Source organism: Pseudomonas sp. PDM32, from assembly GCF_019219225.1.
Taxonomy (GTDB): domain Bacteria; phylum Pseudomonadota; class Gammaproteobacteria; order Pseudomonadales; family Pseudomonadaceae; genus Aquipseudomonas; species Aquipseudomonas laurylsulfatiphila.
This window is the reverse complement of record NZ_JAHUWE010000017.1, coordinates 30,528-46,349: the sequence shown is the minus strand read 5'-3', so window position 1 is coordinate 46,349 and position 15,822 is coordinate 30,528. Positions and strand designations below refer to the sequence as shown.

Sequence of the window (15,822 nt, the reverse complement as noted above, 5' to 3'; positions counted from 1 at the left end):
TCAATAGTAATAAGGGAGTGATATGAACGACAACTTGCACCGTACCGATACGCTTAACCCATTCAAGGATTTTATTGGTGGTAAACAGAAACAGCACTGGGTCGAGTTTCAACTAGTGGACGAGCAGGGCGATCCCCTCGCGAACATGCCATATCGCGCGGTGAATGAGGCCACTCGCGCTGGCGTCGCCGCCGAATATGTAGGTCAGAGTGACGCCCAAGGCGTAATCCGCATCGACGGCCTGCACCCGCTGGCCATCACCCTGAAGATCGAGGCCGATCCATTGGCCGAACTACTGCAGACTCGTCGTCTGCGAGCCGAACGAGCCGAGCCGCGCCGTCCCGGTATTGGTGACCGCACGCCGCTGTATGGTCCGCAACGCGCGGGCTTTTCGCCGATCGAGAAGCAGGCCCTCGCGGCCGGTCATGGCTACCACTACCTGCGCATCGGCCAGCTATGCGATCAACGGCCAACGTTCACGCCAGCCTTGGAAGACCCGGAACAGCTCCCGGCCTTCCAGTTTCCGGATCGGACATTCAGCGGGTTCACCGTTGGCGATGAGCAACTGGATCGCCGACACGTACTGGAAATCTGCCCGTTTCGCGCCTGGTCTCTGGTGTTGCACCACCAAGCCGAGTACAGCCTGGCTAACGCTTACAACCTGGGGCTGATGAGTATTCTGGCTTACAGCACACAGGCCGAAACAGAACTGGGTTCCGTCAAGGAGCTTTTCGAGCAGCAATGCCTCGACCTCTCACGCACGCCCCGGGTTTGGGATAACGGCCAGGCGTGGCCCTGCCTGGTGACTGATGTCCCTTTCAGTGATCGTTATATGACGGTCAAGCCCTTGGATACCGCTAAGGCAGAGCCACCGGAAGGTGATACCCAGCTGTTTTATGCCGTTAGTGCATCGCAGGTGCTGGTGGCCTGGCGCGGCACTGAAATGAATGGGTTGGCCGATCTGCGCACCGATGCGACTTTTCGCCCGGTAAAACCGGAGGTCGCGGCGAATTGCGAGCCCAAGGTGCCCTGTGCTGATCTGGTTCCGGAAGGCAGTGTGCATTTGGGCTTTCGCGATGCGTTCGAAATAGCCAGGCGGATATATGCCAAGCATCTGGGCGAGACGATTACTGTAGAGTCTAGAGCCAAGGAGCTTTTCATCTGCGGCCATAGCCTGGGTGGCGCCCTTGGACTTGTACATGCCGCCTCGCTGAAAGAGCGCAATCCTCTTCTGTACACCTACGGCATGCCGCGCACCTTTACCCTCAAGGCCGTGCATTCGTTAAGCGAGCTATGGCACTTCCGCCACGTCAACGACACCGATGCCATTCCCCGCGTGCCACCCGAGGCGGCGCTGGACAATCATCTGTATGACGTCTTCGGACCGATGGGCACGTTCATGGGCTTTAGCTGGTCAACGCGCCAGGCGTTGGCCAGTGCGATGTTCAAACACGGTGATCCGTTCAGCCATCACGGCGAACTGGCCATGTTTTTCAAGGCAGAGCAGCACAAGGAACAGGAAATCACCCCATACCCCGCCTACCGCAAGCCCGATGGTGCACCCTATCGCAGCACGATCACCGTCCGGTTGCAGGAAAAGGCCAAGCTGTATCTGGTTCCCAGCCTGAGCGAGGTCGATGACACGCGGGCCCAGCAGGCTCAGGAGCGTCTGAACGCTTCGCTGAACGCCGAGAGTCGTGCCCGATTCTTTCCGCGCAACAGCCACCCGGATGTGAACCGGCTGCTGAGCATTGGCGATCACTTCATGTCGCAGTACCAGCCCTATATCCATAACCAATTGCTGGAGTCGATCGACCCTGCGCGGGAGCCGTTGCTGGAACGGCAGGTACAACGGCGCAAGTTCGAACAACAGATGAAGGATCACTACGCCAACATTCCCGCGGATGAAATCGAGCGTAATCGTGTGTTCCTGGAGCTGCAGAAGCTGATTGACCAGGCCCTGAGTGCGACACAGCAGGCCGAGGGCGGTGCCGAGGCGCTACAGCGCTTCAATGCCATAGCGGATCCGCTGGCCTATTACGAGAAAACCTTCAGTTAAGCCTATTAACACGGCCAAGGACAAAAGCATGTTTTACAGGGCGCCCTTCGTTCTATTCGCAATGTCTTTCAGCCTTAGTGGCTGCGGCCAGGATTACAGCCTGGCGCCGCCGGCGGACAGCGAAAAAATCACCGTGACCGTGAAACTGCCCAAGGAACTGAAAACCGAAACCATGTGGGTCATGTATCGCTCTGCCACCTGTAAACGTATCAGTCAGGGGGCCAGTGGCCAACGCGTTGAGCGGGACGGTCATCATTCCGTTTACAAGGAGTTTCAACGTCAGGGGCAGAGCGACCTCTATCAAATCGAGCTGCTAAAGGACGGGGGCGGCGCGTGCAAATGGCATCTGGCCAATGTGACTTTTGGTGTTGTCTATGCAGACCCGACTCAGTTTGGCGAAAACGTGACCTATGGTGCTGGGGGCGGTGTGGTCGTGATATTCGACCATAACAATTCGCCACAGGGTGGAGCGGATATCAAAGTTGATGGGGACTTGACGATCAGGAAGGATTTTTACCCTTGGATTGATGAGGAGTTCCTGGGGCCGTACAAAAAAACAGTCAACTTGGCAGGAGAGGGAGGTATCTATCTCAGCTATCAAGCGCTGGAGGCACGAAAAGTTTACTTTGAGCCTGTTCTGCATCCCGGCTTCGTAATTTACTCATCCGGGCCGAGGGTGAAGAAAAAAGGCAATTACACCTCTTTCACCTATCCCGACGGTAGCGTCGTGGCTGATGGTAAATGGCACCCTAATTTCTTGAAACTACAAACCATCCGCACCGGACGCGCCGCCGATTGCTTCTCACTTTGGCGTTACGCCAACTGTCCAGACCGCCGCCCAGACCTATTACCCGATTGGCTACACGAGCCTGAAAAGCCTGGATATGGCCGCTATGTAATCGTGGACGAATGGGGCAATGAACTGCCGGCGTATGCCTATCGGCTGATTGGCCAGGACGACCAGATCTTCCGGGGCAAGAGCGATATCAATGGGCGTACAGAGCCATTGCCGGTGAGCGCGCACCCGCTGCGCAAGGTCGAGTTTCCCGTGGAGGTATGGTGATTTCTTCTGTGCGAAATCTGTCTTTCGAGAACATTGCAAGCAACCCGTGGCGAATCGATAGAGCGCTTCAATGCCTTCGGATCCGCGAGTCTATTACGAAGAAAGCATCCATTTAGGCTCGTCAAAACGGCCAAGGACAAAAGCATGTTTTACAGGACACCCTACGTTCTATTTGCAGTGTTTTTCAGCCTTAGTGGCTGCGGCCAGGATTACAGCCTGGCGCCGCCGGCGGACAGCGAAAAAATCACCGTGACCGTGAAACTGCCCAAGGAACTGAAAACCGAAACCATGTGGGTCATGTATCGCTCTGCCACCTGTAAACGTATCAGTCAGGGGGCCAGTGGCCAACGCGTTGAGCGGGACGGTCATCATTCCGTTTACAAGGAGTTTCAACGTCAGGGGCAGAGCGACCTCTATCAAATCGAGCTGCTAAAGGACGGGGGCGGCGCGTGCAAATGGCATCTGGCCAATGTGACTTTTGGTGTTGTCTATGCAGACCCGACTCAGTTTGGCGAAAACGTGACCTATGGTGCTGGTGGAGGTGTGGTCGTGATATTCGACTACAACAACTCGCCTCGAGGCGGAGCGGATATCAAAGTTGATGGGGATCTGACGATCAAAAAAGATTACTACCCTTGGGTAAGTGAGTCTTTTATTGGAGCGTATAAAAAGGACGTTAGCCTAATAACAGAGGGGAATGATTATTTTTTGAGTTATCAAGCATTAAAAGCGCGCCAAGTATATTTCGAACCGATGTTACATACCGGCTTTCTGGTTCGCTCGGAAGGACCTAAAGTAAAGAAAAAAGGTAACTATGCAACTTTCACCTACCCTGATGGCAGCATGGAGTCCGTGCCTCGCGCCAAACCCGACTTCTTGAAGCTACAAACCATCCGTACCGGACGCGCCGCCGATTGCTTCTCACTTTGGCGTTACGCCAACTGTCCAGACCGCCGCCCAGACCTATTACCCGATTGGCTACCCGAGCCTGAAAAACCTGGATATGGCCGCTATGTAATCGTGGACGAATGGGGCAATGAACTGCCGGCGTATAGCTACCGACTGGTTGGCCAGGACGGCCAGATATTCCGAGACAAGAGCGATACCAACGGGCGTACGGAGCCATTGCCGGTGAGCGCGCACCCGCTGCGCAAGGTCGAGTTTCCCGTGGAAAGGTGGTGATGCCATACGCGCAAATTTGGAGCTTGCGACCTCGTAGGTAGATGTGACTTTCCCACATTTCAAAAGATTGCTTTTGTTATGACCAGAGGATGACAGAGTCATCCATTAAGGCTTCAAGAAAATACTTGAGTGCATTGTGCATCCGAGTTCATGACCCAAGGAGTTCGAATTTTATGCCCCTAGGATTTGTTTTGCTGGGTGATAAAACTACCCACGATGGAAACGTAATATCGGCTACGTCCACGACCATCGTTCATGGCAGGCCGGTGGCACTGATAGGTGACGAAGTCAGCTGCCCGATACACGGAGATAACCCCATTGTCGAAGGCTGTGAGGACTGGTCCGAAAACGGTCGAGCAATGGTGATACACGGTTGCCGAAGTGAATGCGGCTGCCAGGTGATTGCCAGCGTTGCCGATTGCGTGGTGGGTTGAGCCATGGGCTGGGATCGTCGGGCACCCGATAGAGTGCAGGCGCCAACACCCCCTGCAACGGGGCGTTGGCTATTAGCAGCAGGCGCGGCGTTGCTGGCCTGCGTGTTGCTGTTTTTGCTGCACGCCTCTGAACGTGTACCCCAACTGCGGGAGCTGAACATCTGGGCCTTGGCGGCGTCGCCGCTGCTCATCTGGATCCTGGTGTTTGGCGCCCGTGCGCATGCCCACGGTCGGGATTTGAGCCATTACCAGTTTCTTGAAGAGGAGACGCAATGTGCGCAACTGACCTGGCAGGACTGGGCGCAGCGCTCCCTGGCGGTGAGCGCCAGTTGTGTGGTGTTGCCGGAGCAAGTATCCGCCGGCGTACTGGCTCAGCCACAGCCCAATTTGAAACCACGGACAGGACAGGCCTGCCGTATTGCAGCCTTACCCGTACGAGAGGGGCGTGCACAGGCGGGACTGCAACTGCTGGTGCCTGCATTGACTGCGGCCCTGCAAGCCTTGCCGGTGGAGCAGGCATTGCGGGTCACTGTGCTGAGCGATGTCGAGCCCGAGCATTACCCGGCATTGCGTGATGCCTGGCAACAGACTTGGGCGGCTGCGACGGGCAAGGCGTTGCCCGCGACGGTCAATGTGACCCGCGAATTATCGCTTCAGTGGATCGATGAAACGTTGCGGACGGCCAGCACCGCCTTTGAATTGATCCTGGTGCTGCAGGTTAACGGCGCGGAGGCGTACTCCGACGGTTTGGCGGCGTTGCTGCTCTGTCCGGACAGGCTTGCTCGCGCTCGGGAGCTACCGGTTCTGGGGGAGCTGTTGCGCCCTATGCCATTGGACATCACCGCGCTCAAGAGCGAGCTACCGCTGTTCCTGCAAACCCAGACAAATGCCCGGCTGGCGACCGGCCTGTTGGCTGATGGTACTGACTGGCAGCCGGTGATCGGCGAGGTCTTGGCAACGGGCAGTGCTCAGGGGGCTTCATTGAAGGTCGAGCAACAGTGGGTCCTGGAGCACCTTTGCGGTCTACCGGGACCCTTCAGTCACTGGCTGTTGGCGGCACTCGGCGTGGACCTGGTTCGGCATCAGCGACAACCCCTTGTGCTGTTGGCGAAAGAAAAAACACGGCATTGGATCAGCACCGTTACCAAGAGGGAGTTGGCATGAAGAGTTGGAGCAGTTGGTGGCGGCGTGGTGGTGCAGCGGTGTGGATTCTTGCACTGCTGGCGGTGTTGGGAAAAATCATTTGGGGGTATGGCGACCGAGTGGGGTTGGAGGAAAACCACCACCGACTCCTGGTTTATTTACTGATCATTGTGATTGCGATGGTGGGGTGTCTCACGCCCCGCCTGTTGATGCATCTCAAACGACATAATCACCGAGAACTGGGGCTGGTGAACAACGTCTATCCGCAAGCGGATGGCGGGTTACCTCCATCGCGTAATCCGGGTTCCATGCTCGTCGAGTTGCAGGATGGTATGCGCAAGCGCCACGGCCACCTCTGGCGCCACAAAACCCGTCTCCTGCTCATCGTCGGCGAACCCGGGCAGATCCAGGCCATCGCCCCCGGCTTGAGCAACGACAACTGGCTGGAAGACCACAACACCCTGTTGCTCTGGGGTGGCAGTGTGCAAACCAAACTGGACGCCTCGGTACTCGACCGCTGTCGCGCCTTGACCCGCTGGTGCGCCCTCGACGGCGTGGTCTGGGCGCTGAACGCCGAGCAGAGCGTCGACGACAACCTGATGGGTAACGGTGCACGTCACCTGCAAGATCTGGCGCGCACGCTGGGCTGGTCGTTGCCGCTGCACCTGTGGCAGGTCTGCGCCAGTTCGTGGGCGCAGGACCAGCGCCCAACCCAGGCGGTCGGCTGCGTGCTGCCGTCACACCTGACGCCGCCGATCCTGGAACACGCGCTGAAAAATTTGCTGGAACCGTTGCGCCACGAAGGCTGGGCGCAGATGAGCACGCGGCCCGATCATGATTTCCTGCTGCGCTTGTCGCGGGATTTGCAGGTCGAAGGCCTGGCCCGTTGGCGTCAGGCGCTGGCGCCGTGGTTCGGGGTCTTCCGGCAGGACCTGCCGTTGCGCGGCTTGTGGTTCAGCTTGCCGCTGACCCGTAAGACGGATCGCAAAGATGACCACTTCTGGCCGATGGGCCCGGTCTGGCAGGGCGTGCTGGACGCCCCGAAACCGCGCAGCCGGCGCTTGGGCTGGAGCGCGCCGCGCGTCGCTTATGGGCTGGCGTTGGGCCTGGCCGTGGTCTGGGGCACCGGTCTGTTGCTGTCTTTCGTCAGCAACCGCGTGCAGATCGCGCAGGTGCAGACGGTGTTGACCACCCTCGAACAATCGCAAAGCGCTGATGAACAATTCCTCGCATTCAACGAACTGGTGCGCGAGCTCGGGCGCCTGGATTACCGCGCCGAGCACGGCACGCCGTGGTATCAGCGCTTCGGCCTGAATCAAAACGATGCGCTGCTGGCCACGCTGTGGCCGCGTTACGTCGAGGCCAATCAACGCTTGCTGCGCGATCCGGCGGTGGCCCACTTGCAGGCGCGGCTCGACGCGATGGTCAAACTGCCGCCGGACAGCCCCGAACGCAGCAAGCGTGCCGGTGTGGCCTACGCGCAACTCAAGGCTTACCTGATGCTGGCGCGCCCGGAAAAAGTCGACGCGACCTTCTTGGCCAAGGTCCTTGGCGACGCCGAGCCGGACCGGGCCGGACTGTCGCCGGGCCTGTGGGAGTTCTACGCGCAGCAACTGGCGCGCCATCCACAGTGGCGCATCGAAGCCGACCCCCGGCTGGTGGCCCAGGCCCGCCAAGTACTGCTCGGCCAACTCGGCCAGCGCAATGGCGAAGCCAGCCTGTACCAGAGCGTCCTCGACAGCGCGGCCAATCACGCGCCGGCGTTGAACCTACAGCAGATGGTCGGCGACACCGAGGCGGCGGCGCTGTTTACCACATCGGCCGAAGTGCCCGGCGTGTTCACCCGCCAGGCCTGGGAAGGCCAGGTGCGGCCGGCCATCGCCGCCATCGCCGAGACCCGGCGCGAAGAAATCGACTGGGTGCTCAGCGATAATCCCGCCAGCCTCGCCGTCGAACTGACCCCGGACCAGCTCAAGGAGCGACTGACCGAGCGCTACTTCCAGGACTACGCCAACGCCTGGCTGGATTTTCTCAACCACCTGCGCTGGCAACCGGTCGACAGCCTGGGCGAGGTGATTGATCAACTGGCGCTGATGAGCGACGTGCGCCAGTCGCCGCTGATCGCGCTGATGAACACCTTGGCCTATCAGGGGCAGGCCGGTTCCCGTGGCCAGGCCCTGGCCGATTCGTTGCTGCAGTCCGCGCAGCAATTGCTGGCCCAGGACAAGGTGCCCGCGATCGACCAGTCCGTGCCCGGTAGCGTCGGTCCGCTGGACGCCACCTTCGGGCCGCTGCTGAGCCTGCTGGGCAAGGACGCCGAAAACAAAAACGACAGCGAGCGCCTGAGCCTGCAAGCCTTCCTCAACCGCGTCACCCGGGTGCGTCTGAAGCTGCAGCAAGTGAGCAACGCGCCGAACCCGCAGGCCATGACCCAGGCCCTGGCGCAGAGCGTGTTCCAGGGGCACCGCGTCGACCTCACCGACACCCGGGCCTACGGCAGTCTGCTCGCCGCCAGCCTCGGCGCCGAGTGGGACGGGATCGGCCAGACCCTGTTCGTGCAGCCGCTGGAGCAGGCTTGGCAACGGGTGCTGCAACCGTCAACGGCGGGCCTCAACAGCCAGTGGCAACGGGCGATCGTCAAGGACTGGCACGGCGCCTTCGCCGGTCGTTACCCCTTTGCCGCCACCAGCAGTGACGCCTCGCTGCCGATGCTCGGGCAAATGATCCGCGCCGATTCCGGGCGCATCGAACAGTTTCTGAAACAGCAACTGGGCGGTGTGCTGCGCAAAGAAGGCAGCCGCTGGGTGGCCGACGCGCGGCACAGCCAGGGTCTGCACTTCAACCCGAAGTTCCTGACGGCGATCAACCAGCTCAGCCACCTCGCCGACGTGCTCTACACCGACGGCGGCATGGGCCTGAGTTTCGAGCTGCGCGGCAAGCCGGTGCGCGATGTGGTGCAGACCACGTTCATCCTCAACGGCGAAAAGCATGAGTACTTCAACCAGAAGGAACGCTGGCAGCGCTTCAGCTGGCCGGGCTTCAGCCAGCATCCGGGCACGCGTTTGTTGTGGATCAGTGTGCTGGCCAATGAACGGCTGTTCGGCGACTACGAAGGCACCTGGGGCCTGATCCGTCTGCTGGAACAAGCGAAAGTCACCGCGCTGAACGACACCGACAGCCAGTATCGCGTGCAGCTCAGGGCACCTGATGGCCTCGACCTGACCTGGCACCTGCGCACCGAACTGGGCGCAGGGCCGCTGGCGCTGCTCAAGTTGCGCGGCTTTGAATTGCCGGCGCAGATTTTTCTCGGCGAAGGCACTCAAGCGCAGCCTTATGCGCAGAATGGAAGTTACCCATGAGCCTGCTCAAACTGATCACCCGTTGCCTCGGCGAACGTGACCCGCTGGCTCTTGCCCGTACCCAGGCCGACTGTTGGCAATCTTGGTTGCAGCCCATCAGCGCGCAGTCGCCGGTCGGTGAAGACCCGGGTTATGACGATGACTTCCAGCGCATGCGCGAAGAGGTCAACAAGCTCTCCGGCGCGAACGTCGACGAGGTGATTCAGCTGGCGGAGAAGTTGCTCGGCCAGCGCTGCAAGGATCTGCGCGTCGCCACTTACTACCTGTGGGCACGCCTGCAGAAGGACGGTGAGAAGGGGTTGGCCGATGGCCTTGGTTTATTGGCGGCGCTGGTTGAGCGGTACGCCGGCGATGTGCTTCCCGTGAGGGCCAACAGCCGCAAGATGGCCCTGGAGTGGTTGACCGGCGGCAAGGTGCTGGACAGCCTGTCGCTGTACCCGGAGGTGGTCAAGACCGAGGCGGAACGCACGGTGGCGGCGCTGGCCTGGCTTGAACATGGGTTGCAAGACTGGCCCGAGGATCAGCGGCCGCAGCTGGATGCGTTGCATGGGGCGTTGTCGGCGCGCCTGGCGCAGTCTGGTGGGGTCGATGCGGTGGTGCCGCAACACAGCGCCAGCCACGAGTCCGTCGGCCAGGCCAGCGCGCCGGACAGCCTGGCCATCAAGTCCGGGCGCGACCTGCTGGACAGCGGCCGGAAGCTGGCCGACTACCTGCGTGACCAGCCCCTGGGCTGGCTGGCGGCGCACCGCCTGATGAAGAGTTTGCGCTGGGATACCTTGCACGAGCCGCCGCTACAGGACGCCAGCGGCACGACGCGTATTTCACCGCCCAGGGGAGAATCCAGGGCGAAACTCAAGCGCTTGTATCAGCAACAGAACTGGAGCGAACTGCTTGTTCAGGTCGAATGGATATTCGCCGAGGGGGTCAACCATTTCTGGCTGGACCTGCAGTGGTACCTGGTCCAGGCCCTGAGCAAACTACCGGCGCCTCACGACGGCTGGGCCGACATCGTCAAGCGCGACCTGGGTATGTTCCTCGAACGGCTGCCGGGCCTGGAGGCGCTGGGGTGGAACGACGGTACACCGTTCGCCGACGAGACCACCCGTGAATGGATCGCTCAGCACGTAAGCGCGCAACAGTCGCGCCAGCTCCTGCCCGCAGCGGCCCCGGCAGCGGTCATGGCCGATGGCGAGATTCTGTCCCTGGAAAACGAGGCGCTGGCCCAGGCAGACAGCGACGGCGTCGAACATGCACTGGCCTGGCTGGCCGCGCGCCCGGACATTCACAGCGGTCGCCAGCGCTGGCTGCTGCGCCTGCTGATGGCGCGGGTGGCCGAGCAATGTGGCAAGAACGACCTGGCCCTGCACCTGCTCGGTGAACTGGATGCCACGGCCGAGCGCCAGGCCTTGGCGGACTGGGAGCCGGAATTGAATTTCGAGGTCAAGGCCCGCCTGCTCAAGCTGACCCGCCTGAAAGCGCAGCGCAACGATGCCGACAAGCCGGCCCTGGCCAGGCGCATGGAGACGTTGCTGGCGGCGCTGGTTGCCATCGATCCGGTACGCGCCTCCGTACTGTGCGGTTGAACCCCATTTATCAGGATTATTTACAGCATGGACAATCTGACACTGCGTTATTACGACGCCGAGATGCGCTACCTGCGCGAAGCCGGGCAGGAGTTTGCGCAAGCGTTTCCCGACCGCGCGGCGCAGTTGAACCTGGACAAACCCGGCGCCCGCGATCCTTATGTTGAGCGTCTGTTCGAGGGCTTCGCTTTCTTGATGGGGCGCCTGCGCGAAAAGCTCGACGACGACTTGCCGGAGTTGACTGAAGGCCTGGTCAGCCTGTTGTGGCCCCATTACCTGCGCACCATTCCCTCGCTGTCGATCGTCGAGTTCCAGGTGGAACTGGCACAGCTCAGGCGCAGCGAGCTGATCGCCGCCGGGCAGGAGGTGCTCTCGCAACCCATCGGGCCGCAGCGAACCGTATGCCGTTACACCACCACCCAGGACCTGCGGCTGCAACCCATCGAATTGCAATCCTTGCGCCTGGCCCATGAGCCCGACGGCCGCTCGCTGCTGCGCCTGCGGTTTGCCTGCGCAACGGCGATCGACTGGAGCCAGATCGACCTCAGCCGCGTGCCGATGTACCTGAACGCCGATGCCCCCCTGGCCAGCGCGCTGCATCAGGCCCTGACCCTGCATGCCCAGGCGTTGTATGTGCGCCTGCCGGGTGAGTCGCAACGAGTTGCACTGGCAGGTCATTTCGCGCCCAAGGGCTTTGCCGACGAGGATCGTTTGTGGCCAAAGGGCGACAGCGCGTTCAGTGGGTATCAGTTGCTGCTGGAGTATTTCACCTTCCGCGAGAAGTTCATGTTCGTCACCCTCCATGGCTTGGAGCAGGTGAACATCACTGCGGATATGCCCTGGTTCGAACTGGAGGTGGTCCTGCGCGAGTCATGGCCGCAGGCATTCAACCTGAGCGCCGAACACCTTCGCCTGCATGCGGTACCGGTGATCAATCTGTTCACCCTGGAGGCCGATCCGATGCCGCTGGATCCATTGCAAACCGACTACCTGTTGCGTCCCATGCGCCTGCAGGACGGTCACACGGAAATTTACTCGGTGGACCGGGTCACCGCATCGAAGAACACCGAGCGTCTGGACTATGTGCCGTTCAGCAGTTTTCGTCACAAGGGCGGAATGTTGCGCGACGAGGCGCCCGAGCGTTACTTCCATACCCGCCTCAAGCGAGGCGCCATTGGCCTGCACGATACCTGGCTGATTCTCGGGGGCGACGGCTTCGATCAGGATCGCTTGCAGGGCAACCAGAGCCTTTCCCTGCAACTGACCGGGACCCACGGCCTGCTGCCACGCAAGGCGCTGCAAAGCACCCTGCTTGATGGGCTGGTCAACACCGCCGTGAGCGGCTTGCGCGTGCGCAATCTGAGCGCCCCGACCTTGCCGTGTTATCCGCCGAACCGCGATCGTTTCCACTGGCGCGTACTCAGCCACCTGGGCTCCAACTTCCTGCCGATGCTCGATAACGCCGAAGTGCTGCGCGGCACCCTGGCGCTGTACGACTGGACCGGCAGCGAACTGAACCGCCGTCGCCTGGCGGCCATCGTCGAAGTCAGGCACCACCTGGTGCAGCGGTTCGAAAAGGGCTTTCTGCTGCGCGGCGTGGACATCGAAGTGACCCTCGACGCCCATGGTTTTTGCGGCGAGGGCGACATCAGCCTGTTCGGCGAAATGCTCCATCGCTTCTTCGCGCTGTACGCTGACATTCACCTGTTCAACCAGCTCACGCTGATCCTTCAACCTACTGGAAAGTGCCTGCGATGGAACGAGAACCACAGTCAGCGTATTCCCGGCTGAAAGCCTGCGGATTGCTCGAGGTGCTGGAGGGGCGGGTGGCCGAGGCCTGTCTGTATCGGTTCTGCCAGCTGCTGGAGCAAGCCCTGCCAGGCCATCCGCCGCTGGGCAGCACCAGCCATCCGGCAGACGACCCGGTACGGTTTCGCCCGGACCCCGGCATGGGCTTTCCCGCCGGTGAGCTGAAGTGCATCGAGATCGATGACCGGCAGCCGCTGCGTCCGGCGACGGTGCGTACGCGGCTGTTGGGCTTGTACGGTGTGGATTCGCCATTGCCGACGGCTTTTGTCGACGACATTGCCCAGCGCCGCGACGGGCATGAGGCGCTTGAGGCGTTTCTGGATATTTTCAACCACCGGATCTTCACCCAGTTCTATCGGATCTGGCGCAAGTATTCGTACCCGGCCACCTTCGAAGCCGGCGGCAGCGATGCGACGTCGCAGTGTCTGCTGGGTCTGGTCGGTCTTGGCATTCCCGGCACGGCCAAGCGCATTGCCACGCCGGTTTCGCGGTTTCTCGCGCTGCTTAGTGTGATGCGCATGCCCACCCGCAACGCCGAGGGCATCAGCGCTCTGGTGTCGCTGTTGGCTCCAGAGACCCGGGCCAGGATCACGCCGCACTGGCCGCAGAGAATCCCCCTGGCCCATCCGGCGAGTCTGTCCGCGAGTCGTCCGGTCAGCCTGTCCCAGGGCACGCCGCTGGGGAGCAACGGATTCGACGCCAACAGCCAGCTGCACTTGGCGCTGTTCACCAGGGACCGGGATGAAGCACGGGGCTGGTTGCCCGACGGCCAGTTGTATAACGATCTGCTGGTGTTGCTGCGGGTCTACCTGGGCTGGCGCTGCACCGCCAGGCTGCAGTTGTCGCTGCCGGTGCGCAGCTTGCCGCAACCGGTGCTGGGGCGGGCGCCGATCCGCCTGGGCATGACCGGCATGTTGGGGTCGGGCAGTGACACCTGGCAGGGCGCGGAACACGACACCATCACCATCAATCTGGGCCGCTACCAGGGCCTGTCGAAAAACACTCGGAACAGGGAAGCACAGCATGTCGCGTACCGTTGGTAATTCATTGATCCTGACCACGCTGGCGGTAGTGCTCGCCGGCTGTGGTGTCACTCAGACTGTCTCGGAAGGCACGGCATCTGCCACCCGCTCGATTTTCTACAAACAGGTGAAAGACTTGCGCCTGGATTTCAGTGCCCGCACGGCCATCAACACTGATGTTGCGGACATGAATGCGATGTCGGTCCCGACGCTGGTGCGGGTCTATCAACTGAGCGACAGCAAGGCACTGCAGAGGGCTTCCTACGACAGCCTGCTCGGTGGCGACGAGCAGGCGCTGGCCGGCAATTTGCTCGATACTCGGGCGCTGGTGATCAAGCCTGGCGAGGGCGCGAAACTGGATGTGCCGCTGGACAAGGACGCGCGTTTCGTCACGGTGGTCGCGCTGTTTCGTAACCCCGATGTGCAGATGAATACCTGGCGCCTGACCTTGAACCGCGACGATCTCGACCCGGACCGGGCACGGGTCATCGAGCTGGGGGACAACCAATTGACCCTGCGCGCATTGGCCCGGGACTGACCATGCCTGACCTCAATCCATCGCTTTACGAAACACTGCTGCAGAACTTCGACGGTGACCTGGACCTGTATCAAGTCAATGAAGAGGACCAGCACACGCTGTCGGTACTGGACAACCTGCAACGCATCCTCAACAGCCGGGCCGGAACACTCGCGCACCTGCCCGATTACGGCCTTCCCGACATGGGCCAGATCCTCCAGGGCCTGCCGGGCTCGGCGCACGTGTTGATGAGGGCCATGCAGGACACCCTGAGCAAGTACGAACCGCGTCTGGCGACCGTGCACATCGAGTTGCTCGAGCAAGCTTTGCCAGGCCATCTGGACTACAGCCTCGACGTGCTGCTCAAAAGCGGCCGGCAGGTGACCTTCGGTACCACACTGGCAGCGGAGGGCAAAGTCCTGGTGCGCCATCTGAAACGACAGCAATGGCTGTCGAAATCCTGAACTTATAAAGCAACGGAGGCTGACGGTGCTATTTGAAATGCGTATTCGACTGGGCGGTGATCCGCGCGGTTACGGCGAGTTTATTGCGCTGCGCGAAGAGCTGGCGAAGTTGAGTCATCCGGCCTGTCCCGATGTAGATTGGGCGAGAGTGGAGCAGTGTTGCCTGGCACTGTTCGAACACAACGGCGCAGACCTGCAGACGGCCGCCGCGTTTGCCCTGGCGCGCAGCCAGCGGCATGGCGTGGAAGGCATGACCCAGGGGGTGACGCTGATCGAAACCCTGTGCGGCCAGTGGGCGGCCTGTTGGCCACCCATGGCGTCGGTGCGCCTGGATATCCTCGTCTGGCTGTGCGTGCAGTGGCAGGCGTTGTTGCGCAATCTGGCACCGGGAACACAACACTTCCCCGAATTGCTTCAACTGGACAGCGGGCTGGCGCGTTTGCAGCAGCGCCTGGAGCTGCAGGCACAAGCGCCGGTGGTGGCCCTGCACGCCTTGCGCCAGCAGATCGAGAGCTTGATCCGGCGCATGCAGCGCAGCAACGTTGTGGTCGGCACGCTATCGCCGCCTGCAAGGGAGCCGGCGCCGGCTGTGATGATGCCCGTGGTGATATTGCCGCCCAACCCCTTGCCCATGCCTGAAATGCCGCCGGCGAAGCGTCCCCTGGCCCGGTGGCTTTGCGCTGCAGCCGTTGTGACGGGCCTGGTCAGCGGAGCCTGGTGGCTGGGCTCGACCGGCGTCGCCGAGCAACGCCTGGCGCATCTACTGCAGCCGCCACCGACTATTGTCGCGCCTGTGCGCCTGGACAGTCTGTCGCTGTTCGACGCCGGGAGCGCCGAGCTCAAGCCGGGCTCGACCAAGATCCTGATCGGCGCCCTGGTCGACATCAAGGCCCAGCCCGGTTGGCTGATCGTCATTGGCGGACATACCGATGGCCGTGGAAACCCGCAGGACAATCTCCTGCTCTCCCACGCGCGTGCCTCTGCCGTACGGGACTGGATGCAACGCATGGGCGACATCCCCGACAGTTGCTTTGCGGTCCAGGGCTTTGCCGCCAGCCAGCCGGTCACCAGCAATGACAGCGAGTCCGGGCGCGCGGCCAACCGACGCGTCGAAATCAGCCTGCTGCCCCAGGCGGGCGCCTGTGGCCAGGAAACGCCGGGGGAGCGTCCTGTACAAGCCTGAGGTG

Annotated in this window: 12 protein-coding genes; all 12 read left to right on the top strand. The window is 61.4% G+C overall.

Features of this window, described 5'->3' with window-relative positions:
* The first annotated feature begins 22 nt into the window (after positions 1–22).
* The 12 genes from KW846_RS26875 (at position 23) to KW846_RS26820 (ending at position 15,818) form a co-directional block, all read left to right on the top strand.
* Complete coding sequence (locus KW846_RS26875; RefSeq protein ID WP_218486112.1) at positions 23–2,059, top strand: lipase family protein; 2,037 nt, start codon at positions 23–25, stop codon at positions 2,057–2,059.
* Positions 2,060–2,087: 28 nt separating this feature from the next.
* Entirely contained in the window at positions 2,088–3,122 is a 1,035-nt protein-coding gene (locus tag KW846_RS26870) for a hypothetical protein (RefSeq protein WP_218486111.1), read from the top strand.
* Between the two features lie 144 nt (positions 3,123–3,266).
* The gene (locus KW846_RS26865) at positions 3,267–4,304 is read left to right on the top strand and encodes a hypothetical protein (protein ID WP_218486110.1); all 1,038 of its coding nucleotides are present in this window, start codon (positions 3,267–3,269) and stop codon (positions 4,302–4,304) included.
* A gap of 89 nt (positions 4,305–4,393) precedes the next feature.
* Positions 4,394–4,738 carry a PAAR domain-containing protein gene (locus tag KW846_RS26860; RefSeq protein WP_371321779.1) on the top strand — a complete coding sequence of 115 codons (345 nt, stop codon included), beginning with the start codon at positions 4,394–4,396 and terminating at the stop codon, positions 4,736–4,738.
* A 3-nt stretch (positions 4,739–4,741) separates the two neighbouring features.
* Positions 4,742–5,902, top strand: coding sequence for a hypothetical protein (locus tag KW846_RS26855; RefSeq protein ID WP_218486108.1), 1,161 nt, complete (start codon positions 4,742–4,744; stop codon positions 5,900–5,902).
* A complete protein-coding gene (locus KW846_RS26850) occupies positions 5,899–9,240 on the top strand; it encodes an ImcF-related family protein (protein WP_371321778.1) in 3,342 nt (1,113 codons plus the stop codon). Before KW846_RS26855 ends, KW846_RS26850 begins: the two co-directional genes overlap by 4 nt.
* Entirely contained in the window at positions 9,237–10,823 is a 1,587-nt protein-coding gene (gene tssA, locus KW846_RS26845; protein WP_218486107.1) for a type VI secretion system protein TssA, read from the top strand. The genes KW846_RS26850 and tssA overlap by 4 nt, the downstream gene beginning before the upstream one ends.
* Positions 10,824–10,850: 27 nt before the next feature.
* On the top strand, positions 10,851–12,614 hold the full coding sequence (gene tssF / locus KW846_RS26840; protein WP_218486106.1) for a type VI secretion system baseplate subunit TssF: 1,764 nt from the start codon (positions 10,851–10,853) through the stop codon (positions 12,612–12,614).
* The gene (tssG, locus tag KW846_RS26835) at positions 12,578–13,675 is read left to right on the top strand and encodes a type VI secretion system baseplate subunit TssG (RefSeq protein ID WP_218486105.1); all 1,098 of its coding nucleotides are present in this window, start codon (positions 12,578–12,580) and stop codon (positions 13,673–13,675) included. The genes tssF and tssG overlap by 37 nt, the downstream gene beginning before the upstream one ends.
* Positions 13,656–14,192, top strand: a complete 537-nt coding sequence (gene tssJ, locus KW846_RS26830; RefSeq protein ID WP_015095550.1) for a type VI secretion system lipoprotein TssJ — start codon at positions 13,656–13,658, stop codon at positions 14,190–14,192. The genes tssG and tssJ overlap by 20 nt, the downstream gene beginning before the upstream one ends.
* Positions 14,193–14,194: 2 nt before the next feature.
* Entirely contained in the window at positions 14,195–14,635 is a 441-nt protein-coding gene (gene tssE, locus KW846_RS26825; protein WP_150725442.1) for a type VI secretion system baseplate subunit TssE, read from the top strand.
* Between the two features lie 37 nt (positions 14,636–14,672).
* Complete coding sequence (locus tag KW846_RS26820; protein WP_256356878.1) at positions 14,673–15,818, top strand: OmpA family protein; 1,146 nt, start codon at positions 14,673–14,675, stop codon at positions 15,816–15,818.
* Positions 15,819–15,822: the final 4 nt, after the last annotated feature.